At 50.5% G+C, this 25,605-nt stretch carries 24 protein-coding genes and 1 riboswitch; of the genes, 12 read left to right on the forward strand and 12 right to left on the reverse strand.

Translation table 11 applies throughout. The features are described from left to right. Positions 1 to 108: 108 nt before the first annotated feature. Together M979_RS16235 and M979_RS16240 are read right to left on the reverse strand one after the other, a co-directional pair. On the reverse strand, positions 109 to 1,179 hold the full coding sequence (locus M979_RS16235) for an SIS domain-containing protein (RefSeq protein WP_064555614.1): 1,071 nt from the start codon (positions 1,177 to 1,179) through the stop codon (positions 109 to 111). Positions 1,180 to 1,340: 161 nt separating this feature from the next. Continuing rightward, complete coding sequence (locus tag M979_RS16240) at positions 1,341 to 2,387, reverse strand: LacI family DNA-binding transcriptional regulator (RefSeq protein ID WP_064555616.1); 1,047 nt, start codon at positions 2,385 to 2,387, stop codon at positions 1,341 to 1,343. Positions 2,388 to 2,552: 165 nt separating this feature from the next. On the opposite strand from M979_RS16240, the gene M979_RS16245 reads away from it, so the two are divergent. Next, positions 2,553 to 3,518 (forward strand): chemotaxis protein, encoded by a 966-nt coding sequence (locus tag M979_RS16245; RefSeq protein ID WP_064555618.1) that lies wholly within the window; start codon positions 2,553 to 2,555, stop codon positions 3,516 to 3,518. 55 nt (positions 3,519 to 3,573) lie between these two features. Here the strand turns inward: M979_RS16245 and rhaM are convergent, their stop codons facing one another. From rhaM to rhaB, 5 genes are all read right to left on the reverse strand, one after another. After that, positions 3,574 to 3,888 carry an L-rhamnose mutarotase gene (gene rhaM, locus M979_RS16250; RefSeq protein ID WP_034460382.1) on the reverse strand — a complete coding sequence of 105 codons (315 nt, stop codon included), beginning with the start codon at positions 3,886 to 3,888 and terminating at the stop codon, positions 3,574 to 3,576. After that, on the reverse strand, positions 3,885 to 5,033 hold the full coding sequence (gene fucO, locus M979_RS16255) for a lactaldehyde reductase (protein WP_064555619.1): 1,149 nt from the start codon (positions 5,031 to 5,033) through the stop codon (positions 3,885 to 3,887). Before fucO ends, rhaM begins: the two co-directional genes overlap by 4 nt. Positions 5,034 to 5,141: 108 nt before the next feature. Continuing rightward, entirely contained in the window at positions 5,142 to 5,966 is an 825-nt protein-coding gene (rhaD, locus tag M979_RS16260; protein ID WP_064555621.1) for a rhamnulose-1-phosphate aldolase, read from the reverse strand. 113 nt (positions 5,967 to 6,079) lie between these two features. Continuing rightward, complete coding sequence (locus tag M979_RS16265; RefSeq protein ID WP_064555623.1) at positions 6,080 to 7,339, reverse strand: L-rhamnose isomerase; 1,260 nt, start codon at positions 7,337 to 7,339, stop codon at positions 6,080 to 6,082. Then, positions 7,336 to 8,808, reverse strand: coding sequence for a rhamnulokinase (gene rhaB, locus M979_RS16270; protein WP_064555625.1), 1,473 nt, complete (start codon positions 8,806 to 8,808; stop codon positions 7,336 to 7,338). Before rhaB ends, M979_RS16265 begins: the two co-directional genes overlap by 4 nt. Positions 8,809 to 9,109: 301 nt before the next feature. Between rhaB and rhaS the strand changes: the two genes are divergently transcribed. Next, the gene (gene rhaS, locus M979_RS16275; protein ID WP_034460390.1) at positions 9,110 to 9,946 is read left to right on the forward strand and encodes an HTH-type transcriptional activator RhaS; all 837 of its coding nucleotides are present in this window, start codon (positions 9,110 to 9,112) and stop codon (positions 9,944 to 9,946) included. A gap of 147 nt (positions 9,947 to 10,093) precedes the next feature. Continuing rightward, a complete protein-coding gene (gene rhaR / locus M979_RS16280) occupies positions 10,094 to 10,969 on the forward strand; it encodes an HTH-type transcriptional activator RhaR (RefSeq protein ID WP_051880742.1) in 876 nt (291 codons plus the stop codon). Between the two features lie 45 nt (positions 10,970 to 11,014). Here rhaR and rhaT read toward each other — a convergent pair whose 3' ends face one another. Both rhaT and M979_RS16290 read right to left on the reverse strand, forming a co-directional pair. Then, positions 11,015 to 12,049 carry an L-rhamnose/proton symporter RhaT gene (gene rhaT, locus M979_RS16285; protein WP_034460392.1) on the reverse strand — a complete coding sequence of 345 codons (1,035 nt, stop codon included), beginning with the start codon at positions 12,047 to 12,049 and terminating at the stop codon, positions 11,015 to 11,017. Between the two features lie 210 nt (positions 12,050 to 12,259). Continuing rightward, on the reverse strand, positions 12,260 to 13,681 hold the full coding sequence (locus M979_RS16290; protein WP_064555626.1) for an L-fucose/L-arabinose isomerase family protein: 1,422 nt from the start codon (positions 13,679 to 13,681) through the stop codon (positions 12,260 to 12,262). 23 nt (positions 13,682 to 13,704) lie between these two features. Here M979_RS16290 and M979_RS23395 point away from each other — a divergent pair, with 23 nt between their 5' ends. The 3 genes from M979_RS23395 to yiiM all read left to right on the forward strand — a co-directional run bounded on the left by M979_RS23395 (position 13,705) and on the right by yiiM (position 15,444). Next, positions 13,705 to 13,878: a hypothetical protein gene (locus tag M979_RS23395; RefSeq protein ID WP_157093261.1), complete on the forward strand. Its 174-nt coding sequence runs from the start codon at positions 13,705 to 13,707 to the stop codon at positions 13,876 to 13,878. Positions 13,879 to 14,078: 200 nt separating this feature from the next. After that, positions 14,079 to 14,699, forward strand: coding sequence for a superoxide dismutase [Mn] (gene sodA / locus M979_RS16295; RefSeq protein ID WP_034460735.1), 621 nt, complete (start codon positions 14,079 to 14,081; stop codon positions 14,697 to 14,699). A gap of 70 nt (positions 14,700 to 14,769) precedes the next feature. Next, a complete protein-coding gene (gene yiiM / locus M979_RS16300) occupies positions 14,770 to 15,444 on the forward strand; it encodes a 6-hydroxyaminopurine reductase (protein ID WP_064555628.1) in 675 nt (224 codons plus the stop codon). Between the two features lie 64 nt (positions 15,445 to 15,508). Here the strand turns inward: yiiM and cspE are convergent, their stop codons facing one another. The 3 genes from cspE to M979_RS16315 all read right to left on the reverse strand — a co-directional run bounded on the left by cspE (position 15,509) and on the right by M979_RS16315 (position 17,338). Continuing rightward, entirely contained in the window at positions 15,509 to 15,721 is a 213-nt protein-coding gene (gene cspE / locus M979_RS16305) for a transcription antiterminator/RNA stability regulator CspE (RefSeq protein WP_034460397.1), read from the reverse strand. Between the two features lie 490 nt (positions 15,722 to 16,211). Then, positions 16,212 to 16,481 carry a hypothetical protein gene (locus M979_RS16310; protein WP_064555630.1) on the reverse strand — a complete coding sequence of 90 codons (270 nt, stop codon included), beginning with the start codon at positions 16,479 to 16,481 and terminating at the stop codon, positions 16,212 to 16,214. 146 nt (positions 16,482 to 16,627) lie between these two features. Then, positions 16,628 to 17,338 carry a DUF3053 domain-containing protein gene (locus tag M979_RS16315; protein WP_034460399.1) on the reverse strand — a complete coding sequence of 237 codons (711 nt, stop codon included), beginning with the start codon at positions 17,336 to 17,338 and terminating at the stop codon, positions 16,628 to 16,630. Positions 17,339 to 17,653: 315 nt separating this feature from the next. Then, positions 17,654 to 17,748, forward strand: a riboswitch (guanidine-I (ykkC/yxkD leader). Between the two features lie 60 nt (positions 17,749 to 17,808). Between M979_RS16315 and M979_RS16320 the strand changes: the two genes are divergently transcribed. The 6 genes from M979_RS16320 (at position 17,809) to M979_RS16345 (ending at position 25,432) form a co-directional block, all read left to right on the forward strand. Continuing rightward, positions 17,809 to 18,864 (forward strand): putative urea ABC transporter substrate-binding protein, encoded by a 1,056-nt coding sequence (locus M979_RS16320; RefSeq protein ID WP_064555632.1) that lies wholly within the window; start codon positions 17,809 to 17,811, stop codon positions 18,862 to 18,864. Positions 18,865 to 18,878: 14 nt separating this feature from the next. Further along, the gene (locus M979_RS16325; RefSeq protein ID WP_034460401.1) at positions 18,879 to 19,691 is read left to right on the forward strand and encodes an ABC transporter permease; all 813 of its coding nucleotides are present in this window, start codon (positions 18,879 to 18,881) and stop codon (positions 19,689 to 19,691) included. A 9-nt stretch (positions 19,692 to 19,700) separates the two neighbouring features. Further along, positions 19,701 to 20,465: an ATP-binding cassette domain-containing protein gene (locus M979_RS16330; protein WP_034460402.1), complete on the forward strand. Its 765-nt coding sequence runs from the start codon at positions 19,701 to 19,703 to the stop codon at positions 20,463 to 20,465. Between the two features lie 14 nt (positions 20,466 to 20,479). After that, positions 20,480 to 21,193 (forward strand): urea amidolyase associated protein UAAP1, encoded by a 714-nt coding sequence (locus M979_RS16335; protein WP_064555634.1) that lies wholly within the window; start codon positions 20,480 to 20,482, stop codon positions 21,191 to 21,193. Continuing rightward, positions 21,187 to 21,822, forward strand: coding sequence for an urea amidolyase associated protein UAAP2 (locus M979_RS16340; RefSeq protein WP_064555636.1), 636 nt, complete (start codon positions 21,187 to 21,189; stop codon positions 21,820 to 21,822). Before M979_RS16335 ends, M979_RS16340 begins: the two co-directional genes overlap by 7 nt. Before the next feature lie 79 nt (positions 21,823 to 21,901). Further along, positions 21,902 to 25,432: a 5-oxoprolinase/urea amidolyase family protein gene (locus tag M979_RS16345; RefSeq protein ID WP_064555638.1), complete on the forward strand. Its 3,531-nt coding sequence runs from the start codon at positions 21,902 to 21,904 to the stop codon at positions 25,430 to 25,432. Positions 25,433 to 25,605 lie beyond the last annotated feature (173 nt).

A 25,605-nucleotide genomic window follows, 5' to 3' on the forward strand; every position in this document is an offset into this window, starting at 1 on the left:
TATTTATATCTATACCCAAAATAATTCGAGTTGCAGGAAGGCAGCTAGCTGTGCCCCAAAGGGCCGAGTATTACCAACGCACATGCAACTTAAAATATGAAGGGTATATCAGGCGTAATCGCCAGGTTTTGTTTTACTCTTAACGGAAATACCAAAATCGGTGAAAATACGCTGTGGCAAATTATTCCCTTTAGCTTCCGCGATATGGTGCGCCAGAATCTGGAATGGAATCACCATCAGTAACGGGGCGATAAATATATCTACATCAGCATTAATGGCGAGCGTTCGTTCATCGCTGCTTTCACCTAATTTAACGGTGTAAATATAATCGGTATATTTTTGCTCATAGGCTTTCAGCAGTAATAAACGCTCACGCGCTTCTCCAGGCGTGTCGAGGAAAAACATCCGGTGATTACCGTTGACTTCAAAATAAGGGCCATGCATAAAGGCTTCCAGTTCTACCCCTTGCGATGGCACGCGAATTGTTTCCGCAAACTTGGTTTCCATTTCTTTAATCACACCCACGCTTGGGCCATAGCCAATTGCCGTAAATCTTGGGGAGGCAGTAAGCTCATCTTTCCATTTTTCAAAGAAGACTTCAGTTGTATCAATAATCTGCGGGATAGATTTTACTGCAACGGATAATTTCGCTAACTCTTCGCCTTCCTGCGTTTCAGTGATTAAGCCATTGCAACGCGCGGTATAAAGACCGAGCAACATGAATTTAAAAATAGTCGCCACATAACCTTTAGTGACATAACCCACGCGCTCTTCGCCAATTTCAATATCGATGGCGTGATCGACAGTTTTCGCCAGTTCGCTGGACAGTTTGCTGGTTAAACCGTAGGTCACCACCGGGAAACTTTTACCAATGTGTTTTATCGCATTGATGGTGGATGTGCTTTCGCCGCTTTGCGATACACCAAGTACTAAATCGGTCGCGGTATCCATTTTTTCATAGTGCTGGAAGTGGAACGGTTCCTCTACGGTAATGCGTACGTTCGCCAGGTTTTCCACGTAGTATTTCGCGCTTTTGATGGCGTTAATACTTGAACCAGTAGCTAAAACCAACCACGTGCCCTTTCCTTTAATCTCTGGAAGATCATGTGGATAACGATCAAGCATTGCTGAAAGCGTAGCTTGCTCTTCGTGAATGTAAGTCATCATTGTCGGCTTCATTGGCCCTCCTGAAATCAAAACCTGAAAACGTTTTCAGGTTTTAGGCTAGAGGAGCTTGAGTGGGGTTGTCAATCCACTTTTCAGCAATTGTGGCGGGGATCAAAAAATATCGTGTGCGGGAGTTTTGGAGAAATCAGAAATACTGAAATGCTCAGAGAGAGCTAGCAGGACTCACCTGGTATCAGGCTCAGCTGGATTTTTTCAGGCACTACAGATTCAGTGGTATCTTTCAGCAATGTCATTAAAACTTGCATCACTGTTTTACCGATGAGTTCATTGTGATGATTCACAGTGGTAATGCGTGGAATAAAATATTCGCTACCAGGGAAATATTCACAGCTGACAATAGCAATATCTTCAGGCACAGATATATTTCTGTCTTTTAATGCCCGAATGGCTCCTTTTGCAACATGATCATTAATTGCAACAATAGCTTCGGGCAATTTTTTATTTTGCGAAAACAACTTATCTACTGCTTCATAGCCATGTTGTAAGTAGAAATTATTTAATACAATGTGATTATTATTAACCACAATATTCGCTTGTTGAAGCGTGTTTTTAAACGAATCTATACGTTGCCGGGTGATATAAACGCTTTTCGAACCGCCAATAAATCCGATGCTTTTATAGCCCTTACTTATCAGGTGATTAGTTGCAAGTGCAACACACCCGGACTGATCGCGCTCTACACAGGAATAATCTACATCGGCCAGTTGCCGCCCAACAACAATAACCGGAATTGCCGCACAAAGTTTCTTCAACTCATGGGAATAAGATTCTGGCACATTATTATAATCAATATTCCCACCAAGAATAATAACCCCATCAATCTGGCTATCAGTAATCGAGTTAAAAATATTTTCTTCAGGGATAATTTCTCCCTGCGAAGAGGATTTATTCGCCGATTGTGTATCGTAGAGTGTGACTTTATATCCGGCCCGCAAACTCTCATTTTCGATTTGAGCAACCAGCATCACAAAATATGGGTTACTGATATCGGAAACGACAATCGCCAGCGTCTGTGTTTTTTTGGAAATCATACCGCGCGCCAACAAATTTGGGCTGAATTGCTGCTCCTGAATAACTTTCTCGACCCTGGCGCGAGTTTTATCCGCCACCCAGCTGTTGTTATTCAGAACACGGGAAACTGTCGCAATAGATACATTGGCCAGTTCAGCAATATCCTTGATTGTTAGCGGCTTTTTCATTTTTTTGTCCCGTCCCTACAAGGCGTTAATAGTAGGGCAACGCGCCGGGTGAAGCAAAGGGGGATTTTCTTCATCCAAACAGACTGCACTTTTTATTCCAACTGCCGATAACTTAAACAGGAAACGGGGCAACGATGACCCGCCGGGTTACAACCAGAGGTTAAAATGGATAGTTTTCAAAAAGATATTGATGAAAGGGCTAACCTGGCGTTATCCAACAAGTTTGAACTATTGTTGTTCCGCTTAGGGGAAGGCCAGCACGGCGGTAAATCAGAGCTGTATGGCATCAACGTATTTAAGCTGCGCGAAATTGTGCCCATGCCGAAAATTAACCGCGCGGCAGGGATGATGTCACCGCTGTTGGGCATGGCAACTATTCGCGACCAATTTATCCCGGTTATCGACCTGCCCGCCGTTACCGGCTGCACACCAAAAACTGGCCTGAATCTTCTTTTGATTACCGAATATGCCCGCAGCACGCAGGCATTTGCGGTGGAGTCGGTGGAAAATATTATCCGCCTCGACTGGAGCCAGGTTCATGCCGCCGAATCCGGTGTGAGTAGCCGTAATATCACCAGTATCGCTTCACTCAATAGCGATGAATACAAAGATGAACTGGCGCTGGTGCTCGATGTTGAACAGATTCTTTACGACATTATCCCTTCAGGACGCAAAGTCGATATGGCGGCTATTGAAGGGAATACAAATCCTCTGAAACCGGGTGCTGTCGCGATTGTTGCTGAAGATTCAAAAGTCGCCCGCCAGATGCTCGAGCAAGGGCTGAAAGGCATGGGTATTCCGGTGATGATGCATTCCACGGGCCTGGAAGCCTGGGAGAAAATAAAAGTTATCGCCGCAGAAGCCAAAGCCGCTGGCCAGCCGATCACCGATCGTATTGGTATGGTGCTAACAGACATTGAAATGCCGGAAATGGATGGCTTCACCCTGACCCGTAATATCAAATCGGATATTTCGTTAAAGCAGATTCCGGTGGTGATTCACTCATCTCTATCAGGTAGTGCCAACGAAGATCACGTCCGCAAAGTGGGCGCGAACGGCTATGTGGCGAAGTTCGATGTGAAAGAGCTTTCCCAGGTGATTAACAAAGCGTTGGAAGGTGCGGTGGTTTAGTTTTTTGGTTTAGACCGAAAAAGGACGGGCCGCGTAATGCCACCCGTCCTCAATTTTATTCTAAATAAAACACTTCTTTCAGTTCGGCACTTACCGGGCTGTTATCGGCATGGCTAGGCATTATCTCGCTCATATGCTTCCACCAGCGTTGGCAGACTTCCGTTTGTGCGACGGCGTTCCAGCGAGCTTCAGACTCAATCTCTACTGTTGCAAAAAGTAGGTGGCGTGCGACATCCAGATAAATAGCGTAGTGATGAGCACCGTGCTGTTTAAGTACCGCTTCCAGCTCTGGCCAAATCGGCGTATGGCGACGTTGATATTCTTCATGAGCATCGGGGTTTACCTGCATCACAAAAGCTTTGCGGATCATAACGCCTCCAGATACAGCTCGCGCACTTCCTCACGGGTCGCCACGCGTGGATTACATGGCGCGCATGGGTCAGCCAAAGCGTTATCCAGCCAGCCTTCGATATCTGCGATCTGAATTCCAAGTTGACTGAAACCAGATGGAATGCCGACGCGCGAAGAAAGCGCACGAATCGCCAGAATAGCCTCCAGGCTTGCTTCTTCTTCGTTCATATCCTGAGTATTCACACCCATCGCTGCGGCAACTTTTGCAAAACGTGCAACGGCTTTCGGGCGGTTAAAAGCTTCAATGACTGGGAGTAAAATCGCGTTGCAAACACCGTGCGGCAGGTTGTGCGTCGCACCCGGTTGGTGAGCCAGCGCATGTACCAACCCAAGGCCTGCGCTGTTAAAAGCCATACCCGCCAGGTATTGCCCGTAAGCCATCATTTCACGCGCTTCAAGGTTATGGCCATCGTCGACTGCTTTTGGCAGCCACTGGCTAATCAGGCGAATAGATTCCAGAGCGTTAGCATCCGTTAACGGATGCGCGGCAACGGAAACATAAGCTTCAATGGCGTGAGTTAATGCGTCCATACCTGTTGCAGCAGTGACACTTGCCGGGATATCGAGCATGACGCTTGCATCATCCACTGCAATATCCGGGATAAGGTTAGTGTCGATAATCACTTCTTTCACGTGGCGCACGGAATCGATGATGACCGCATTGCTGGTCATCTCTGCGGCAGTCCCGGCAGTGGTGTTAATCGCCACCAGCGGCACGCCAGGGTTAGTGACTTTGCCAACACCGGAATAAGCGGTTGATGGACCTGGGTTTGCGGTCAGGATTTTTACCGCTTTGGCGGTATCGATCGGACTGCCGCCGCCAAAAGCTATCAGGTAGTGACAATCGGCAGCCTGGTAAGCGGCAAAGCCCTTTTGCACCAGCTCTTCTGTCGGGTTCGGGAATACTTCATCGAACAATTCATAAGAAAGTTGATGTTCATCGAGTGCGCTAAACAGGCTATCCAGCAAACCCATTTTCACCAATTGCCCATCGGTGATGATCAGGGCTTTTCCCCAAGGTTTGGCGGCAATCAATTTCACCATGTCGCCGATTGCACCTGCACCATGAAGGCTGATTTTTGGTAAGGCCAACATAAAACTCATTGTTATGCTCCTTAACTACCGTAAATGTCGGATGACGCTTTACTTATCCGGCCTACAATCCATTGAAGTACAGTGGATGAGTGAAGCCGCATCCACCATTACACTGATTTAAAGTTCTAAAGCACCAGCCAGTGGGGTAACACCGAAACGTTTACCAAGGGCGATAAGCTCGTCACGACTGATGGTTTGTTTCATGCCGCCCATCGAAATGACTTTTACCAACACTTCAGCGGATTTCTCAGCGGTATCGATAAGCCCAAATGCTTCATCAAGCGTTGGGCCACTGCCAAATACTCCGTGGAACGGCCACAATACCAGCGAGTGTTTGGCCATTTCGCCAGCTGTTGCCGTTCCAATTTCATCGGTGCCCGGAACCATCCACGGCAAAATACCCACACCATCAGGGAATACCACCAGGCATTCGGTACTGCCTTCCCAAAGTTTGCGGGTAATGACATTCGTGGAGTTTTCCAGCACGTAAGTCAGGGCAATCAGATTGGTGGCATGGCAGTGCATGATCACACGGTCTTTTCCACCCGTGGTTTTGATGCGCACGCTGTGGGATTGGAAGTGTGCCGCCAGTTCAGATGTGGGTACTGCTTCGTTTTCCAGCCCCCACAAGATGTGGTAACCCGTACCGCGGTTGTCCACTTTCACCACACCAATATTTGCAGCAGGCGCCAGTTGAACATTGCGGAAGAATTTGCCGGAGCCGGTAACAATAAATGGCGTATTCGCCAATTCAGGCATTGACTGGCTTAGTGCGATGTAACGCGGTGCTGCATGGAAATCAGCCTGAAATGGCGCGATATCGGCTTCATCCAGGCGCATTGTAATATTGCCGCCGTTACGTTCGTCCCAACCTTTTAACCAGGCATCGCTGGTTGCTTTGATCATGCCTTCTACAAACCAGGCTTTGAGGATGTTCTGCATAGTCTTGTGGTTCCTTTGATATTGGTCTGGCGGATGGCGCTCACGCTTATCCGCCCTACGTTCGGTCATCAGTTGTAGGGTGGATAAGCGAAACGCCATCCACCAATAAAGGGTTAGCCGCGTTTGCTCAAAACATCGTTTTCGTAATGGCGAACCGTCTTCAGCCACTGGGCATCAACCGGCGTATCGTTTCGTTGGCAATACATTTCCCAGACGGCAGCCCATGGCAGAGATTTTTGCTCTTCTAACAGCGCCAGGCGTGCGGTGTAGTCGCCCTCTTTCTCAAGCTGGCGCAGGGTTTCGGTTGGCTCTAACAGCGCACGCAGCAGCGCTTTCTTCATGTTGCGGGTGCCAATAACCCACGCGGCGATGCGGTTAATGGAAGCATCAAAGAAATCCAGGCCGATGTGCACGCGGTCAAACAGGTCGTGGCGGATGATTTCGCTGGCGATAGCTTGTGTTTCGTCATCCAGCAGTACTACGTGGTCGCTATCCCAACGAACCGGGCGGCTTACGTGTAGCAGCAGGCGTGGCACGTACAGCATGGCGCTGGAGATTTTGTCGGAGATGACTTCGGTTGGGTGGAAGTGGCCTGCATCCAGGCACAGTGCGGTCTGTCGGCTGGTCGCGTAACCGAAATAGAATTCGTTGGAACCCACGGTGTAACTTTCTGCACCAATACCGAACAGCTTGCTTTCTACCGCATCAATATGGTGTGCCGGGTTGAGTTTTTCGCTCATCGCTTCATCGAGCGCTGCAACAAGGCGCTGGCGCGGTGCAAGGCGGTCAACAGTGATATCTTTCATGCCATCAGGGATCCAGATGTTCATCACTGACGGTGTACCAAGTTGCTCGCCAAAATATGCGGAAATTTTGCGGCTGGCTTTGACATGGTCAATCCAGAACTGGCGAATTTCGTCATCAACGTGCGACAGCGTAAATCCGTCAGCACTTAACGGGTGTGAGAAGCAAGACGGGTTAAAATCCAGCCCCAGATTGTTAGCTTTTGCCCATTCAACCCAGTTTTTGAAATGTTCTGGTTTGATTTTGTCGCGCGCTACGGGTTGCTCTGATTCCAGATAAATAGCGTGAAGGTTCAGGCGTTTTGGGCCAGGGATCAGGCTGAGTGCACGTTCAAGATCAGCACGTAATTCGCCTGCGTTTCGCGCTTTGCCCGGATAATTTCCCGTAGCCTGAATCCCGCCGCTCAGCACCCCTTCCGGGTTTTCAAATCCAGCAACGTCATCACCCTGCCAGCAGTGCATAGAGACCGGCAAACGATCGAGCTGTTGCAGGGCAGCTTCAACATCAACACCGACAGCAGCAAAGCGCTGTTTCGCCAGTTCCCAGGCTTGTTCAAGAGATGTGGTCATGCGCAAAACTCCTTACGTGTTTGAATATTGAGTGGAAACTGCGCGATAGAACGAGCAATTTCGCTATCGGATTGGGGAATAAAAGATTTCAGTTCGTAGCTGGCGGCGACAATTTTTCGGAAGTCGTCAACATCAGTAATTTCGTCCAGCGCCATCAGTTGGCAGCCGATATTGCCAAGCGTTGAGGCTTCAATGGGGCCCGCATATACCGGCACACCGCAGGCATCAGCACACAATTGGTTAAGTAATTCATTCTGGCTTCCGCCACCCACGATGTGCAGGCTGCTAAACGAGCGACCACGGACAGTGCCCAGCTCTTTCAATGTTTTGGCATACAGAAGCGCAAGGCTGTCGAAAATGCAGCGAGCGAGTTCGCTGTCGTTGAATGGAACGGGTTGGTTACTTTCACGGCAAGCAGCCTGAATTTCACGGCTCATGCTTTCCGGGTTAATAAAGCGATCGTCGTTTGGGTTTATGACAAAACGACACGCCGGGATCTTTCGGGTACGGTCGATCAGATCGACAAGATCTGTAATACCCAGCTCTTTGGTGATGCGCTGCAACAACCACAGACCCATTATATTTTTCAGTACCCGGTAACGCCCTTCTGCCCCCCCTTCATTGGTGATATTGGCGGCGAGTGCAGTGCTATTGGCATAAGGGGTTTTGCTCTCAAAGCCCATCAGCGACCAGGTGCCGGAAGAAAGGTATGCGGCGTCTTTATCTTTGAGTGGTGCACCGATGACCGCACTCGCGGTGTCGTGAGTTGCAACGCTTACTACCGGGATTTTGTTGCCTTCGCGGCAAACCCATTGGCCAATAACGCGCCCAGGATGTGTCGGCGTACCGAGCCATTTATGCGGCACACCGGCCCAGTCGAGCAATGTTTCATCCCAGCTGTCGTTGTTGATATTCACCAATTGCGTGGTCGTCGCGTTGGTATATTCCCAATTCAGCTCTCCCGTCAGGCGGTAAGCAAAATAATCCGGGATCAACAATGCATGTTCGACACAATCAAGCAGCTCAGGTTGTTGTTCTACAAGAGCGCGGAACTGGTAAAGCGTATTGAATGGCAGAAATTGAATGCCGGTACGGCGGTAGATTTCGTCACGCCCTAACAGTTTACAAGCGAGATCCATCACGCCATCGGTACGGCTGTCGCGATAGGAAACAGGCTGCCCAACGCGGTTACCGCTTTGGTCAATCAACACATAATCCACACCCCAGGTGTCGATGCCGATGCTGTTGATGGCAATGCCTTCATCACAGACCTTTTGCAGCCCAATGCGAATTTCCTGCTCCAGTGCATCAACATCCCAGACGGTGGAACCTTCCGCCTGTTTTAAGCAGTTGGTGAAACGGTGAATTTCACGCAGGCAGATGCTGCGAGTGTCACGTTCGAAGCGTGCCAGCATGACACGGCCACTTGAAGCGCCCAGGTCTACCGCAACACTATGGCGTAGAGTCATTGTCGGGGTCCTTGCTAAATTAATTGACTCCACTCTAAAAAGTAACGCTATCGCCCACCTTCTCGACACTGACAGTGCATATGAGCCGCTGGCAAAGAAGCAAAGATGAACGTGAGTTATGTCACAGATTCATATTTATCACTCTTTTCATCGACCTGTGACACTTGCCGCATTTCCTGATAATTCCCGGACTTTCTTAAAAAACGCGCAGTTTTAAACGGATTTCGTGTCGAAAATTTAAGGTGCAAAGGAGAGTCGTTACCTACTATCAGGTAACAATTACTCGCACATGGAGGTAAGAATGACGGTATTACATGGTTTTGATTTTTTCCCATCAGGGAATGCGTCGTTGGCCATTGAGCCACGCTTACCTCAGGTTGCCTTTCCAGAACATCACCATGATTTTTATGAAATTGTGATTGTTGAACATGGCACTGGAACACACGTTTTTAATGGTCAACCGTACACGCTAAGCGGCGGTTCAGTCTGTTTCGTACGTGACCATGACCGCCATCTCTATGAACACACAGAAAACCTGTGCCTGACTAATATCCTTTACCGTGCGCCTGATGCGTTTTGCTTTTTATCCGGGTTGGATCAACTGCTACCGCAAGAAAAAGACGGCAATTACCCATCGCACTGGCGTGTAAACCAGCCAGTGTTGCAACAAGTACGTGTGCTAATTGAAAAGTTTGAGCAAATTGGTGAGGCCACTGATACCCATGCCGTCGCCAACCGCGAAATTCTGTTTATGCAGTTGTTGGTGTTGCTGCGTAAAGGCAGCATGATGGAAGGAGTGACAAACTCAGAAGGCCGGCTAAATCAGTTGATGGCCTGGCTTGAAGATCATTTCGCTGAGGATATTTGCTGGGAGCAACTGGCATCCCAATTCACGCTTTCTCTTCGCACACTTCATCGCCAACTCAAACAGCAAACCGGCATGACACCACAGCGTTACCTCAATCGTTTACGCCTGATGAAAGCCCGTCATCTGCTCCGCCATAGCGAAGAAAGCGTAACAAATGTCGCCTTTCAGTGCGGTTTTGGTGACAGCAACCATTTTTCGACGCTTTTTAAACGCGAGTTTTCCTGGTCGCCGCGAGAGATTCGCCAGGGACGTGATACGCAACTTCAGTAAATACGAAGGAAATCACCGTTTTTTGCAGCGAAAAAGCAAATAATTTCTAGTTAGTTAATTTATCGGATATCGCAACGCTAATCCGATCTACGAAATGCAGTTTTTGGGTGGTTCATCTGCCAATTATTCTGGTTTTGAGGTATTGCGGTGGCGAGTCAATTAGTTCTTAGAAAAGCAGATTTCTTTGCTTCTGCCGCGCAGCCCGTGGCAGTGGCAGACCGCTATCCACAAAATGTCTTCGCTGAACACACTCATGATTTTTGTGAACTGGTACTAGTGTGGCGCGGTAATGGGCTGCACGTTCTTAATGACCGTCCTTACCGAATAACCTGTGGTGATCTTTTTTATATCCGTGCCGAGGACCGTCACAGCTATGAATCAGTCAATGATTTAGTCCTGCATAACATCATTTACTGCCCGGAACGCCTGAAGCTCAACGTTGACTGGAACGATTTGCTATACAGCCAGGCTGAAGCGGGTAAAGATCCCCGGTGGCGACTCAGTAGTCACGGCATGGCGCAGGCCCGACAGTTAATCAGCCAGCTCGAACATGAAAGCCAGCAGCAAGATGCACTGTCATTTTGCCTTACCGAAAGCCTGTTTTTGCAATTGTGTATTTTGCTGCGCCGCCATCGTTATCAACCACACGATACTTCGGCCCCCAATGGCGGTGAAACGCTGGATTTGTTATTGGCAACGTTGGGAAACAGCTTCCATACCCCGTTCGATTTGCAGCAATTTTGCCAGAAAAACCAAGTGGCAGATCGCCATTTACGACAGCTTTTTCGCCAGCAAACGGGCATGAGTATCAGCCAATATTTGCGTCAGTTACGTATTTGTCAGGCCCAGGATTTACTGCGGCACAGTGAGATGTTGATTAGTGATATCGCCACGCGTTGTGGCTTTGAGGACAGTAACTACTTTTCAGTGGTGTTTCTTAAAGAGACGGGGATGACGCCACGGATGTGGCGCCAACGCTATATCACTCACTTTGATACCCTAAATAATTCAAGCTGCAGGTAGGCGGCAAGCGAACTTATCCCCTGCGGCTTGAAGTATGAAGGGTAATTAACTGGCCATGCCCAGACCGACTATATTGGCCGCAATAATAATCACCACACAGCCCACACTCAGCACACCAACAGGGCGAGTCCCCGCAGATTTCCACTCTTTCATAATCAGGCCAACCAGCCCGCCACACAGTACGTAGAAGCTCATATGCAACATCCAGCTCATATAGTCGTACTGGGCAGGGATTTTGGCGTGACCCCAGGCATAAAAGAAGAACTGCAAGTACCACATCAAACCGGCAAGTGCAGCGAATAATACGTTGCTGATAATTAATGGTTTTGCCAGCGAGAAGTCGGCTTTGATCGAGAGATCTTTCATTTTAGCCAGACGAATGAAGCAGAAGCCAAGGTTGATCAGCGCACCGCCACCCATGATCACCACATAACTTGGCAATGCCACATATAGCGGATCAACACCCAGTGCGGCTGCGGCTTCGTGCATCGGTTTTGCGGCGTCCATCGCAAAAGACATACCTGCTGAGAAGATGCCGCACATTACCGCCAGCATCAGCCCTTTTTTCAGGTTGAACTCTTCAGCTTTAATACCCATTTTACGTTCTTTAAGCTGGCCTGCGCGGGTAACAATTGCCACGCCTACCAGCGCAACCAGAACACCCAGCAGCGTCATACGCCCACCAGGTGTACCAATTAGCACATCAAATTTCCCGGCGATGATTGGCGTCATTAAGGTGCCAACAATCAGCGTGATACCAATCGCAATACCAATGCCCATAGACATGCCCAGGTAACGCATCGTCAGGCCATAGTTGATATTGCCAATGCCCCACATCGCACCGAACAAAAATACTGGCAGCAAGGTAGAAGCGTTAAACGAACCGTAGTAAGCCCAAAAATCAGGAAGCAAAATATAACTCACCAACCATGGCAAAATTATCCACGAAACAATACCGCCAACGGCCCACATTGTTTCCCATGACCAGCTTTGTACTTTCTTAAAAGGGGCATAAAAACAGGCGGCGCTAGCAGCACCGACCAAATGCCAAATTATCCCCATGGTTATTGCGTTACTCATTATCTATCCCTCTGTTTTAACTAAAAAACGCAGGGGTGACAGCTGGCTCCCCCATTACCTGTGAGTCTAAAGAGTGAGCAAAGAGGTAACCTTCCATATGCTGCCGCAACGGGGGTAAAACTGGCAAAATTCAGGGGGTGTGATTGACGAGTGTCACAGTTCTTTATTTCGCCTCCGCCCGATAAGCGAACGGAGGCAAACTAAAAATAATTAACAGATTTTTAAGGTTTGCACTCCGAGCAACCAGGCAAGCTTTTCCAAAACTTCACCTTGATGACCAAGGCCAATCGCACAATGGTGAGCAGGCCCACCAAGACTCCATTGCGTAGTAAATTCACGCGCTGAAAGTGGGAAGCGGTAACGACTGTTAGTGTTGCCAATATCGAGTACATCACCGGGAACGGCTTGCCCTTCGGCATACTGTAAACACACGCCGTTTTGTGCATTCTCAACAATTGAAAGGAAAGTTACCGGGCCAGGTTTTACCGTCATCTGAATGGAAACGCCTTTCCCAGGCTTGCCGTGGTAAACCGGCAGAGGAACAAGACGCACATCTCCTTCGGCCATTAGTGGATGTGCTGGACCATCATGCCCCCAAAGCACCACATCGTCGGTAAACTCTATGCCATAAGGTTCCGAAAACGAGCCACCCGCTCCCAGAAGTTGCTGGATCTTCATCGCCAGTACGTTTTTGATTTCATACTCACCGGCAACAGGAATGCCACGGCGAGTCAGCAAAGTATTACCGAGAATAATGGAGGTAATAATATTTTCGTAGGCGTTGCCGTTGCGCCCTTCATAGTAATAAGCCAGTGCACCGAGGTGATTGTTTTCAATAAGTTTATCCATGGCACAGGCGGTTTGTACCGCGCGTTCAAGTTCAGCTTTTTCGCAGGCGGGATCAATTTGCAGAGTAGCTTCCACTTCATGCCATTTTTTTGTACTGACACTTTGTGAAACCTGCTCGCGGTACTCGGCAAGCTCACACATTTCAAGGGGCTTGAAGCGCACGCCAAGTTTTGCGCTCAGGTTGGTCATGTTGCTGTAAACATCCACCATGCCATCGTAATAGTGACCCAGAACGCCCACCTGACAAGCAGACAATCCTTTTTGCACCTCCAGCGCCTGTAGCCATTGCGAGGTTTGTTCCCAGACGTAGTCATCACCTTGTAATGCGCCAACGATAAGTTGATAGCGAATACCGGCACGATTAAATACGTTCGCCAACTCGGGTGCACTGCACGCCTGGCAATGAGCAAGCCACTCACCGGTACGTTGGCCGCGATCGCTCATGCCACGGATTTTGGCATAGGGCAAACCTGGCTCTGGTTGAAGCGCCAGGATAATCACCGGCTTATTTATTTTTTGCACCAACGGCAGAACCGTTGAGCTCAGCGCGTAAGTGCTGATGTAAAGCACAATGGCATCAATGGGCTGTTGCTGAAGTTGTGTGGCAAATGTATCGGCTTTGTCGACACTGTCTATCAGACCACCGTTAATGACGCAGGCATTGAGCTGTGTAAGGCGCTGGTCAATTTGCTGCAGATAATCCGTAAGGCGTTGTTCCAGTCCAGAAAATTGAGGCCAGTAGGTATCAAGGCCGATACCAAAAAGGGCGACATTTAGCGACATGATAAGGCTCCAGCAGGAAAGAAATGCCGACTATCCTCTTAATTACGCAGCGTTACCTTCACCGTGATGCCAGTTTCTGTGGTGGGTGGCAAAAAACGATTTATCCACCTGACGGCGCTCACATTTTCGCCAACATGACGAAAAGTTATAACCATGCTAAAAGTACGGCATTGATAATCATTTTCAATATCATTTAATTAACTATAATGAACCAACTGATTACGCGGCGTTAACAGCCTGTTCGCCGTTCGATAATATCCCTGTGACCTATGAGCGACAGGAAGGCGGCAAGTGAACGAATCCCGATGAGCCAGGTAAACTTAGTGATTCGGATGAGTGAACGCAGCCAACGTAACTGCAGCTTGAAGGGTAACGGGTATAAATGGAGATGATGAATATGAGTTATACACTGCCATCCCTGCCTTACGCATACGACGCCCTGGAACCACATTTCGACAAACAAACGATGGAAATCCATCACAGCAAACACCACCAGGCGTACGTAAATAACGCGAATGCAGCGCTGGAGTCTCTGCCAGAGTTCGCAAGCCTGCCTGTTGAAGAGCTGATCGCTAAACTGGATCAACTGCCAGCAGACAAAAAAACCGTTCTGCGTAACAACGCAGGCGGCCACGCAAACCACAGCTTCTTCTGGAAAGGCCTGAAAACTGGCACCACCCTGCAAGGTGACCTGAAAGCTGCCATCGAGCGTGACTTCGGTAGCGTTGACAACTTCAAAGCAGAATTTGAGAAAGCAGCTGCAACTCGCTTTGGTTCAGGCTGGGCGTGGCTGGTTCTGAAAGGCGACAAACTGGCTGTGGTTTCTACCGCAAACCAGGACAGCCCACTGATGGGCGAAGCTGTTTCTGGCGTTTCCGGTTTCCCAATCGTGGGTCTGGATGTGTGGGAACACGCTTACTACCTGAAATTCCAAAACCGTCGCCCTGACTACATCAAAGCATTCTGGGATGTAGTGAACTGGGACGAAGCAGCAGCACGTTTTGCCGCTAAAAAATAAGTTGCATTGCAGCTGACGAGAGGCGAGCCTGATGGCTCGCTTTTTTTATGTCTGTTGCAGGGAGGTTCAGATGCACTATTCGCTAAACGTTTATATCGGCAAAATTCGTGAATATCAGGGTAGTCGGCCGAGTGCTATCGCCAAATGTCAGGTCGATGGTGAACTTAAACTCACCGAACTGGGCCTTGAAGGCGATCAGCAGGCTGAAAAAGTCATTCATGGCGGGCCGGATCGCGCGTTATGCCACTACCCGCGTGAACATTATCTTCACTGGGCGCGTGAATTCCCCGAACAAGCTGAGCTTTTTACCGCTCCTGCCTATGGTGAAAACTTATCAACCGAAGGGCTGACGGAAAAAAATGTCTATATCGGCGATATTTTTCGTTGGGGTGAAGCGCTGATTCAGGTCACGCAGCCGCGTTCACCGTGCTTCAAACTGAACTATCATTTTGGCATTAGCGATATGTCGTCTTTGATGCAGGAAACGGGTTATTGCGGCTGGCTTTATCGGGTTGTCATGGCGGGAAATGTATCGACGGAATCACCACTTGAGCTCGTTTCTCGCGTGAGTGATGTGACAGTTGCTGAAGCAATTGCGACAGCATGGCATATGCCATTTGATGATGAGCAGTATCACCGCTTACTTTCTGCGGCGGGGCTATCCGTAAGCTGGACACGAACCATGCAGAAACGGCGTCTACTAGGGAAGATCGAAGATAATTCCCGGAGATTGTTTGGGAAATAAACCCCAGAAACGAAAAAACCCGCCGAGGCGGGTTTTAAAATTCTTAGCTTTGCTAACGTTAACCTTACAGGTTAGTTACGTTACCAGCAGCTGGGCCTTTAGCACCACTTTCGATGGTGAAAGAGACTTTCTGGCCTTCGTCCAGAGACTTGTAGCCATCGATCTGGATAGCAGAGAAGTGTACGAACACGTCTTTTGAGCCATCGTCAGGAGTGATGAAGCCGAAGCCTTTGTCAGAGTTGAACCATTTTACGAGACCAGTCATTTTGTTAGACATAGATATTACCTTTTAAATTAAATTTGCCTTCCGGCGCAATTGGAATGTTTTACAGATTTTTTAAAGCGATAAAGGAAGGTAGATCACGTCGAAGGGTATCTATGATAACTCTTTGAGGACTGCGCTACTAAACTGCTTAAGGGTCTGTGCTTCAAACCGATGGACGTATTAACACATATTCAGCATGTGAATGGCAAGGTTTATTTTAGCCGTCCGCAGGGCTAGAGCTCAAGCCAGCCGCGGCCTGGCTGCAAATTCAGTAAATAACATTGTGACGATAGAGCGCCGATTCAAAGTCTTCCTTCATGCTTGCGTAGAGTAAAATATTGATTTGAGCATGGTTACTGTCGTCATAAAAACAGCGATTCAATGAAGGTTGCCGCAGCATTCACGCCGATGAATTGTGACTTAAAAAACTCAGTATCCTGGAGGCCTATCGCCGCAGTTTCGGTGAGCGTAATGGTGTGTTCCTTCACTTCGCACTGCTTGTTTATTTTCTGGATGCGCGTAAACGTTGCAGTGCAACCTCAGGTGAGACAGTTTTTCCCTCTGCAACTTCTTGTTTTGCCTTCATAACGAGTTTTAACAGTGCATTACTCTGGCGTTCACGTAAGCGTTCAGCCTCTTCTATCTGGCGCTCTGCTGCGGTCTGAACGAAGGGTTCTGCAACACCATTTTTCGTGGCGGAAATGCCACCTTCAAAAAGTTCGGGGTTGCTTAACCCTTCCCGGGCGGTCTTTTGGGACATTGTGTCAGGCATGAGAACTCCTCATAACAGGCAAGTAATGGTGAGTTTATGAACAGCGTCAGGCGATATCAAATTTATGACAAATTTGTACGCGCGTTAAGATAAGAGAGAGGACTGGGGAGGGAAAATCCCCCGCCTTTCGACGGGGAGAACAGCCATTACTGCATTGAAGCTTGAGCAGCAGAATACGCCTGCATAAACGCCTGATGCTGAGAGGCCAGCGGAGCAATCAGCGAGTTGTACTGGCTTGCCTGCTGTGAAGTTGGGAACTGAATGCCACCAGCAGTAAAGCCAACTTGAGTGCCCTGCTGCTGAATGAAGTTACCCACTTGCACCAGTTGCGCTGTGAAAGTTTGCGCCGCAGGGATCAGTGGAGCCATAGCGTCTGCCGGAGCAGTAACCACTTTCTGATAAACCTTGTCGTAAACAACTTTCAAATCGTCAGGCTGCTTTAAGGTGGAGCGAGCGCTGTCTGCCTGCATTTTGGCATTCTGCACCTGTTGGCCCAACACGTTCAGTGAACCGTTCGCCTGGCTCAGAGGTTCGCGCTGAGTCATATAATCTTGTGGTACACGAATGCTGTTTACGCTATCAGCGACTGGCTTCATGCCGTCATCCATTGCCTGGTTTACCTGTTGGGCAAAGCCATACAAAATTGCGTAATCAGAAACCAGTGGACCGAATTGCTTTTTCTGATCGGTTGTCAGCGTCGGCAGGCGTTCACCGCTGCGCATAACTGTGTTTTGTAAGAAATCGATAAACGCTTTACGTTGATCGCCTTCTTTATCAAAACAGCCACTCAGACTTACCACCATTAAAATTGCCGCAAGCGGCGCAAACCAGCGTGACCAGGACTTACCTGTCGCCATCTTTTCTACTCCTTCACCATTCAATGCAAATACGCAAATGCGCACCCAATAATGCTGCTAAGGATAGTCCAACCTGACTTTGCAAGATACCCTTTCACAACAATCTCTTTCAGGCATATTTGCGCTGAAATGGTGCATTTTCAAACGCCACTGTGCACCTTATTGGTACATTTCCCTTCAACTGCCCACTCCCCTAAACGTACGTTAATCCTCTGTAATAAATAGATAAATCATCTATTTTTCATACCTGGCATTCATCTTGCTGATATCTGGATGCAGGGGTGATACGGGCAACCAATGTCGCCATACAATTTGGTAATGGATCACTAGGGTTCCGGTCGAAAGATGCTGGTCCGAGAGTGATCGACCGCCCTCTGGCGGTTACACGGCGGGACAAAAGCCCGGGAGGATAAGCGACCATTGAGCGCCGCCCTCCTGCACCTTTTTCCGCAACCGTCAGAGGAACCACCATGCTTAAAGCTTGCCACCGTGGAATCTTGTTTGCCGCACTCGCGCTGTTTAGCGTCAGCTCCTTTGCCGCCAAACCCACCTTTAAACTCTGCTGGTCTATCTATGCAGGCTGGATGCCATGGGATTACGCCCAGCAAAGCGGCATCGTTAAAAAATGGGCCGATAAATACGGCATCGATATTAAGTTCGTGCAGGTTAACGACTATATCGAATCAGTGAATCAATACACCGCAGGAGGATTTGACGGTTGCACCATGACCAACATGGACGCACTGACCATTCCTGCCGCAGGCGGCGTAGATAGCACCGCGCTGATTATTGGCGACTACTCCAACGGTAACGACGGCATTCTCTCTAAATCCGCAAAATCTATTGCCGAATTAAAAGGCCAGCCCGTTAACCTGGTCGAGCTTTCGGTTTCCCACTATTTACTGGCCCGCGCCCTTGAAAAGTCCGGCCTGAGCGAACGTGATGTGAAAGTGGTGAATACCGCCGATGCGGATCTTGTGGCTGCGTTCACTACACCGGAGGTGAAATCCATCGTCACCTGGAACCCGCTGTTGGCCGAAGCGCAAAAACAACCTGATGCCAAATTACTTTTCTCTTCCGCACAAATCCCCGGCGAAATTCTCGATCTGTTGGTGGTCAACACTGAAACCCTGAAAGCGCACCCGGAATTAGGCAAAGCACTCACTGGCGCATGGTTTGAAACGCTGAAAGTGATGCAGGGGGAATCGGAAACCGCCAAAACCGCCCGCACGCAAATGGGCCAGGCCGCAGGCACAGATTTAGCGGGGTTCGATGCCCAGCTTGCTGCCACACATCTTTTCAGCGACCCGAAACTCGCACTCGATTTTACCGACAGCCCACAACTGAAAGCCACGATGCAGTTGGTTGCAGAGTTCTCCTTTAAACACGGCTTATTAGGTGACGCCGCGCCATCAGCCGACGTGGTAGGCGTTGCGACACCTGCCGGGAATTGGGGTGACACCAACAACACCAAACTGCGCTTCACTGATGAGTTCCTTCGCCTCGTCGTAAGCAACGCGCTCTAAACCGGAGGTGCCCAATGCGCAAAATTATTAACTACCAACCCCAGCCAATGACTCGTGTGCTGATGGGCGCCCTACCGCTGGTTGCGATGATCTTCTTCTATCTGGTGGCATCTGATGCACGTCTTGCGGCAAACAGTTACGACAAACTGCTGCCGGGATTTGATGCGATGTGGGCGGCCATCGACCGCATGGCATTCACGCCAAGCCCGCGTACCGGGGAATATCTGTTCTGGACAGACAGTGCCGCAAGCCTGCTTCGCCTGCTGGTCGGCGTGGGGCTTAGTGCTTTTCTGGCATTGGTTTTTGGCCTGTTTTGCGGGGCGCTGCCGGTTGTGCGTTCAGTGCTTTCACCGCTGATTACCTTAATTGCGCTAATCCCACCGCTGGCGATTTTACCGATACTTTTCATCACCTTTGGTCTGGGAGAGGTCTCAAAAGTGGTGCTGATTGTCATCGGCATTACACCGTTTATCGTGCGCGATTTGCAGCTCCAGGTGCAGGCGATTCCCCACGAACAAATGGTGAAAGCCCAGACGCTTGGCGGCCATAGTGCGCAAATCCTCTGGCGCGTGGTGTTGCCTCAGCTTTTGCCGCGTCTGATTGACGCCGTGCGTTTGTCGCTGTGTTCCGCCTGGTTGTTCCTGATTGCCGCCGAAGCGATTGCCGCCACCGAAGGACTGGGTTACCGCATCTTCCTGATGCGCCGTTATATGGCGATGGATGTGATTTTGCCGTACGTGGCGTGGATTACGTTACTGGCTTTCACCCTTGACCTGCTGCTGCGCGTGATCAACCGCCGCTGCTTCCCGTGGTACTACGCAAAATAAGGAGGCGCTATGGCGTTGCTCGAACTGAAAAATATCGAAAAGCACTATGGCGACCAGGTGGTGCTGGAACGGCTAAATGTCACCGTTGAAGAGGGCGAGTTTGTCTCGATAGTCGGGGCTTCAGGCTGCGGTAAAACCACTTTTCTGAAGATGCTGCTCGGTACTGAATCGGCCACCAAAGGGGAGTTTTTGCTGGATGGCAAACCTATCTCACAAGAACCGGATGCGCAGCGTGGTGTGGTTTTCCAACGCTACTCGGTGTTTCCGCACCTGACGGTGATTGGCAATGTGATGCTGGCAGAAGAGTTCAGCACCGCCCGCTGGCTGGGTCGCGTGTGGGGCAAAAAGCGCCGGGAAATTCGTGAACGCGCCCGCGCGATGCTCGACCAGGTCGGCTTATTGCCTGCGCAAAACAAATATCCGCACCAGCTTTCAGGTGGCATGCAGCAGCGCCTGGCGCTGGCTCAGGCACTGATGAAACAGCCGCGCATTCTGCTGCTTGATGAGCCTTTTGGCGCGCTTGACCCCGGCATCCGTAACGAAATGCACCTGCTGATTAGCGACTTGTGGGAGCGCCACCGCCTGACCATTTTCATGATTACACACGATCTGAAAGAAGGTTTTTCACTCGGTTCAAGGCTGTGGGTGTTCGACAAAGTGCGCCACGACCCGCAAGCACCAGACCGTTGGGGCGCAAGCATTACCTACGATATCCCGCTTGATAAAAAACCCGCCAGCCCGGTGGATGCCGAACCTGAACGTAAAGTCGCCTGAAATAAGGAGCCTACATGACCTATCAAACCACACTTCCCGCAGGCAGCCATTGGTCGCTGATTATGCGCAGGGGCACAGCTTTAACACTCACCGACATTAACGGCGGCGTGAACGCTGCCGCACTGTTTTACAACCCGGAAAACCTGCTGGAGCGTTATAACGCGCCGGACACCCTGAAATGCCAGCACACTTTCCGCTTAACCGCCGGACACTGCCTCTATTCCGATATGGGCCGCATTTTCTGTGGCATCGAACAAGACAGTTTTGGTTGGCATGAAACCGTCTGCGGCAGCAGCAACGCCGCACAAATCGCGGAGCAATTTGGCGCACTGGATTACCAACATGCGCGTAACGAGCGCCATCAAAACGGCTACGACAGCTTTCTGGTTGAACTGGCGAAATACGGCCTTGGCAAACGCGATATGGCCGCGAACGTTAACTTCTTTGCCAAAGTCACCGCAAGCGCTGAAGGCGATTTAAAACTTGAACAACAGGGCCTTGCGGGTACATCCGTCACGCTGCGTTTTGCGATGGATACCTTAGTGGTTCTGCACACCTGCCCACACCCGTTGAAGACTGCCGCTGCATACCCGCGCCAGGCGCTGGGTATTCAACTGGACTCCACCCGCCGGCCGCTGCCAGAAATCTGCCTGCAACGTGAAGAAAACTGCCGTGGCCTGCATAACAACGAACTCTACATTCTGACTGAAGGAGCCTGCGGATGCTGACTGAAAGCCCACGCCACACAGAAAACGCCTCGCTGCGAGCCACGGTAAACGCCGGAGATTATTGGGTTTATCGTCTGCAAGAAGGCCAGACGATGCGTATCACCGATCTGGAGGGCAACCAGGCGGCAGATACCTTGTTTTATAACGCTGACGACACCGCCGAACGCTACAGCGTGACGGATACGCTGCGCGGCCAGCGCAACGTTTTCCTCACCAGCGGCAGCGTGTTGCGCTCCAGTGAAGACCGCCCAATGCTGGAAATTGTAGCTGATACCTGTGGACGCCACGATACCCTCGGCGGGGCCTGCGCCACCGAGAGCAACACCGTGCGCTACTCGCTCGAAAAGCGCCATATGCACGCCTGCCGCGATAGCTGGCTACTTGCCGTAGCGCAGCACCCGGAATATGGCCTGACGCGCCGCGATATCACGCACAACATCAATTTCTTTATGAACGTGCCGGTCACTAAAGAAGGCGGGTTGCAGTTTGCCGATGGAATTTCAGCACCGGGGAAATATGTCGAGCTGGTGGCGAAAATGAACGTTCTGGTAATGATCTCCAACTGCCCGCAACTCAACAACCCTTGCAACGGTTACAACCCAACGCCGATTGAAGTCGCCGTCTGGTAACACTTTTAGCGCCGCGGGACGGCCCGCACTCCAGCGCCCGAATTGAAAGCAGGACGACCTGCGAGTCTGAGAAACGGCTATGTTTAAACGAGTCTTGATTGCCAACCGTGGCGCAATTGCGGTGCGTATCATCCGTACCCTGAAGCAAATGGGCATCACCGCGATTGCGGTCTATGCCGAAGCCGATAAACACTCCCAACACGTGCGCCAGGCTGATATCGCCTTCTCATTAGGCGACGGTAACGTGCGCGAAACTTATCTCAACCAGGACAAATTGTTTGCGATCCTCAGAGAAAGTGGCGCTGAAGCGGTGCATCCGGGCTACGGTTTCCTGAGTGAAAACGCAAGCTTCGTTGAGCGTTGCGATGCAGAAAATATCGTGTTCCTTGGCCCAACCGTTGAACAGATGGCAGCCTTTGGCCTCAAGCATCGCGCCCGTGAACTGGCTGAACAGAATCATGTTCCGCTGCTTTCTGGCAGCGGCCTGCTAACTTCGCTCGATGTTGCCTTAGCGGAAGCCGAGCGTATCGGCTACCCGGTGATGCTGAAAAGCACTGCGGGCGGCGGTGGGATTGGCATGCAGTGCTGTGATAACGCATCAGCATTGAAAGAGGCGTTTACCCGCGTAAAGCGCCTCGCAGGTAATAATTTCTCCGACGATGGGGTCTTTTTAGAGAAATTTATAGCCCACGCACGTCATATAGAAGTGCAGGTTTTTGGCGACGGTGCGGGCAACGTTATCGCACTTGGCGAACGCGATTGTTCAGCGCAGCGCCGCAACCAAAAAGTCATTGAAGAAACCCCTGCTCCGCGCCTGTCTGATGCAACCCGCAGCGCCTTGCACCGCACGGCAGTCGAGCTTTGCAAGGCGGTGAATTATCGCAGTGCCGGAACGGTTGAATACGTTTATGACGATATCAGCGAGCAGTTCTGGTTCCTGGAAGTGAACACCCGTTTGCAGGTTGAACATGGCGTGACCGAGATGGTTTACGGCGTGGATATCGTGAGCTGGATGGTGGCATTGGGTGCAAATGAACTGCCTGTGTTAGAAACCTTGCGCACTACGCCGCACGGCCATGCAATTCAGGTGCGCGTGTATGCCGAAGACCCGGCGAAAAACTTCCAACCGGTGGCCGGACTGTTAAGCGAAGTGATATTCCCACAGGTCATAGACGGCGCTGTGCTTCGTGTCGATCACTGGCTGGCGAGTGGCTGTGAAGTCTCGCCTTTTTACGACCCGATGCTGGCAAAAGTAATTGTTCACGCTGATTCGCGCGAGCAGGCGCTGTTATCGTTATCAAACGCCTTGCAGCAAACGTCGCTATATGGCATCGAAACCAACCTAAAATGGCTGCGATATTTACTGACTTTGCCAGAAGTACAAGAAGGACGCGTCATCACGGCCACGCTTGGCCAGGTGAACTGGCAACCTGCAACGCTGGATGTCATTACCGGCGGCACCATGACCACTATTCAGGATGCACCAGGCCGTAGCGGTTACTGGCACGTCGGTGTGCCGCCTTCCGGCCCGTTCGACAACCGCGCCTTTGCGGTAGGCAATAAGCTACTGGGCAACGTTGCGCAGGCCGCAGGGCTGGAAATTACATTGCGCGGCCCGACACTTCGCTTTAATCAGCCATGCGCTTTCGTGCTGACTGGTGCCGAAATTGCCGCAAAGCTCGATGACGAAAAGGTATCAACAGGCGTGGTTATCAATGCTAACGCAGGGCAAACCTTAACCCTGGGCGATATTACTGGCGCGGGTTGCCGGAGTTATTTGCTGCTGGCGGGTGGGCTGAACTGCCCGCAATATCTTGGCAGCCGCAGTACTTTTACGCTGGGCAAGTTTGGCGGGCATGCAGGGCGCGCTCTACGTGCTGGCGATGTGTTGCACCTGGCAGCAGCGCAGCATCGCCCAGCAGCAGTATTAACCGAGCAGGATTACCCGCAACTCAGTCATAGCTGGCAGATACGCGTGATCTACGGCCCACATGGCGCACCGGAGTTCTTCACCGAGCAGGATATTAAGGAATTTTTTGCAGCGCGTTGGCAGGTGCATTACAACTCCAGCCGCACCGGTATTCGCCTGATTGGCCCCAAACCGACCTGGGCGCGTAGCGACGGTGGCGAAGCGGGAATGCACCCATCGAATATCCACGACAACGCTTACGCCTTTGGCACGGTGGATTTTACCGGTGATATGCCAGTGATCTTAGGGCCGGACGGCCCGTCGCTTGGTGGCTTTGTTTGCCCGGCAACAGTGATTAGCGATGATTTGTGGAAACTCGGGCAGCTTAAAGCCGGGGACACGATTGAGTTTGTGGCGGTGAGTCTGGATGGTGTGGAAAACCAAATGACCTCTCCAATCCTCTATCACGATCACGCCAACAACGGCATGCCTTCCGTTACTATCCGCGCTGCTGGCGATCGCTTTTTACTGGTGGAATACGGCGAGCAGATGCTGGATATTGCCCTGCGTTTTCGCGTCCACGCGCTAATGCAGCACCTGGAAGCCTATCCGCAAGCAGGACGCCTTGAACTAACCCCCGGTATTCGCTCACTACAAATTCATTTCGATAACTATCTTTGCCCTCGCCAGCAGCTGCTAGATACGATAGTTGCAGCCGATAAAGATCTTGGCGATCTACAAAACGCCAAAGTCCCGTCGCGTACCGTCTGGCTCCCACTGAGCTGGGATGATTCCGCCTGTCGTGAAGCAATAACACGTTATACCCAATCGGTTCGTCCGGGCGCCCCATGGTGTCCGAGCAATATCGAATTTATCCGCCGTATCAATGGCCTAGATTCAGTTGATGAGGTCAAAAAAATTGTCTTTGATGCCCGTTACTTAGTGATGGGTCTGGGGGATGTTTATCTCGGCGCGCCAGTGGCAACACCGCTTGATCCTCGCCACCGCCTGGTCACCACCAAATACAATCCGGCGCGTACATGGACTGCGGAAAACTCCGTGGGCATTGGGGGGGCTTACATGTGCGTTTATGGCATGGAAGGGCCTGGCGGATACCAGTTTATCGGACGCACATTGCAAATGTGGAACCGCGATCGCCAAACAGATGTATTCACCAAACCGTGGCTACTGCGCTTCTTCGACCAGATTCGTTTCTATGAGGTGAGTGCTGAAGAGCTACTGGAAATACGTGAACATTTCCCGTGGGGCGACTACCCGCTGCGCATTGAAGAAGAGGAATTTTGCCTCGATGATTATCAGCAACTGCTTGAGCAAGAAGCAGAAACCATCGATACCTTCCAGCAGCAACGCCAACATGCTTTTGATGAGGAACTGGCTCGCTGGCGTGCTGAAGGGCAATTCACCTTTGACAGTGCGCTGGATGAAGCCCCTTCTAATGAAGAGTACATCCCTGATTCCTGTTGCGGCGTTGAAAGCCAGGTCGCCGGGAGTGTATGGCAATGGTTGGTTGAACCTGGCGAGCAGGTTAGCGCTGGGCAAACCATTGGTATTCTGGAGTCCATGAAGATGGAGATCCCCATTACTTCACCCGTGGATGGCGTTATCCGTACCTTCCAGCGCCAACAAGGGCATCAGGTCCACGCCGGGCAGTTGCTAATGGTGATTGAGACAGCGGCCTGATTTTCACTTTTTATAAGGTGGGTTGCGCTGACGACCCGCCAATTTTATATGTTGCTCAGTTGTTAACTCACTCACAAATCCGCACAGCAAAGATATTCATTTAACCTACTCATATTTAATGTGTTATTTCACAAGCACCAGTATTTCCATCCCTGACAGTACGATAATCGCAC

Origin of the sequence: Buttiauxella noackiae ATCC 51607 (assembly GCF_001654865.1) — a bacterium.
GTDB classification, from domain to species: Bacteria; Pseudomonadota; Gammaproteobacteria; order Enterobacterales; family Enterobacteriaceae; genus Buttiauxella; species Buttiauxella noackiae.

Bases quoted from the DNA above. Each gene is read 5' to 3' on its own strand.
- rhaM (WP_034460382.1), bottom strand. From the start codon at position 3,888: ATGATCCGCAAAGCTTTTGTGATGCAGGTAAACCCCGATGCTCATGAA.
- M979_RS16330 (WP_034460402.1), top strand. From the start codon at position 19,701: ATGGCGTTGCTCGAACTGAAAAATATCGAAAAGCACTATGGCGACCAG.
- M979_RS16245 (WP_064555618.1), top strand. From the start codon at position 2,553: ATGGATAGTTTTCAAAAAGATATTGATGAAAGGGCTAACCTGGCGTTA.
- fucO (WP_064555619.1), bottom strand. From the start codon at position 5,033: ATGAGTTTTATGTTGGCCTTACCAAAAATCAGCCTTCATGGTGCAGGT.
- M979_RS16265 (WP_064555623.1), bottom strand. From the start codon at position 7,339: ATGACCACATCTCTTGAACAAGCCTGGGAACTGGCGAAACAGCGCTTT.
- yiiM (WP_064555628.1), top strand. From the start codon at position 14,770: ATGCACTATTCGCTAAACGTTTATATCGGCAAAATTCGTGAATATCAG.
- M979_RS16345 (WP_064555638.1), top strand. From the start codon at position 21,902: ATGTTTAAACGAGTCTTGATTGCCAACCGTGGCGCAATTGCGGTGCGT.
- M979_RS16310 (WP_064555630.1), bottom strand. From the start codon at position 16,481: ATGCCTGACACAATGTCCCAAAAGACCGCCCGGGAAGGGTTAAGCAAC.
- M979_RS16325 (WP_034460401.1), top strand. From the start codon at position 18,879: ATGCGCAAAATTATTAACTACCAACCCCAGCCAATGACTCGTGTGCTG.
- M979_RS16235 (WP_064555614.1), bottom strand. From the start codon at position 1,179: ATGAAGCCGACAATGATGACTTACATTCACGAAGAGCAAGCTACGCTT.
- rhaB (WP_064555625.1), bottom strand. From the start codon at position 8,808: ATGACTCTACGCCATAGTGTTGCGGTAGACCTGGGCGCTTCAAGTGGC.
- M979_RS23395 (WP_157093261.1), top strand. From the start codon at position 13,705: ATGCCGACTATCCTCTTAATTACGCAGCGTTACCTTCACCGTGATGCC.
- cspE (WP_034460397.1), bottom strand. From the start codon at position 15,721: ATGTCTAACAAAATGACTGGTCTCGTAAAATGGTTCAACTCTGACAAA.
- M979_RS16240 (WP_064555616.1), bottom strand. From the start codon at position 2,387: ATGAAAAAGCCGCTAACAATCAAGGATATTGCTGAACTGGCCAATGTA.
- M979_RS16335 (WP_064555634.1), top strand. From the start codon at position 20,480: ATGACCTATCAAACCACACTTCCCGCAGGCAGCCATTGGTCGCTGATT.
- rhaT (WP_034460392.1), bottom strand. From the start codon at position 12,049: ATGAGTAACGCAATAACCATGGGGATAATTTGGCATTTGGTCGGTGCT.
- M979_RS16290 (WP_064555626.1), bottom strand. From the start codon at position 13,681: ATGTCGCTAAATGTCGCCCTTTTTGGTATCGGCCTTGATACCTACTGG.
- M979_RS16340 (WP_064555636.1), top strand. From the start codon at position 21,187: ATGCTGACTGAAAGCCCACGCCACACAGAAAACGCCTCGCTGCGAGCC.
- rhaS (WP_034460390.1), top strand. From the start codon at position 9,110: ATGACGGTATTACATGGTTTTGATTTTTTCCCATCAGGGAATGCGTCG.
- rhaD (WP_064555621.1), bottom strand. From the start codon at position 5,966: ATGCAGAACATCCTCAAAGCCTGGTTTGTAGAAGGCATGATCAAAGCA.
- sodA (WP_034460735.1), top strand. From the start codon at position 14,079: ATGAGTTATACACTGCCATCCCTGCCTTACGCATACGACGCCCTGGAA.
- M979_RS16315 (WP_034460399.1), bottom strand. From the start codon at position 17,338: ATGGCGACAGGTAAGTCCTGGTCACGCTGGTTTGCGCCGCTTGCGGCA.
- M979_RS16320 (WP_064555632.1), top strand. From the start codon at position 17,809: ATGCTTAAAGCTTGCCACCGTGGAATCTTGTTTGCCGCACTCGCGCTG.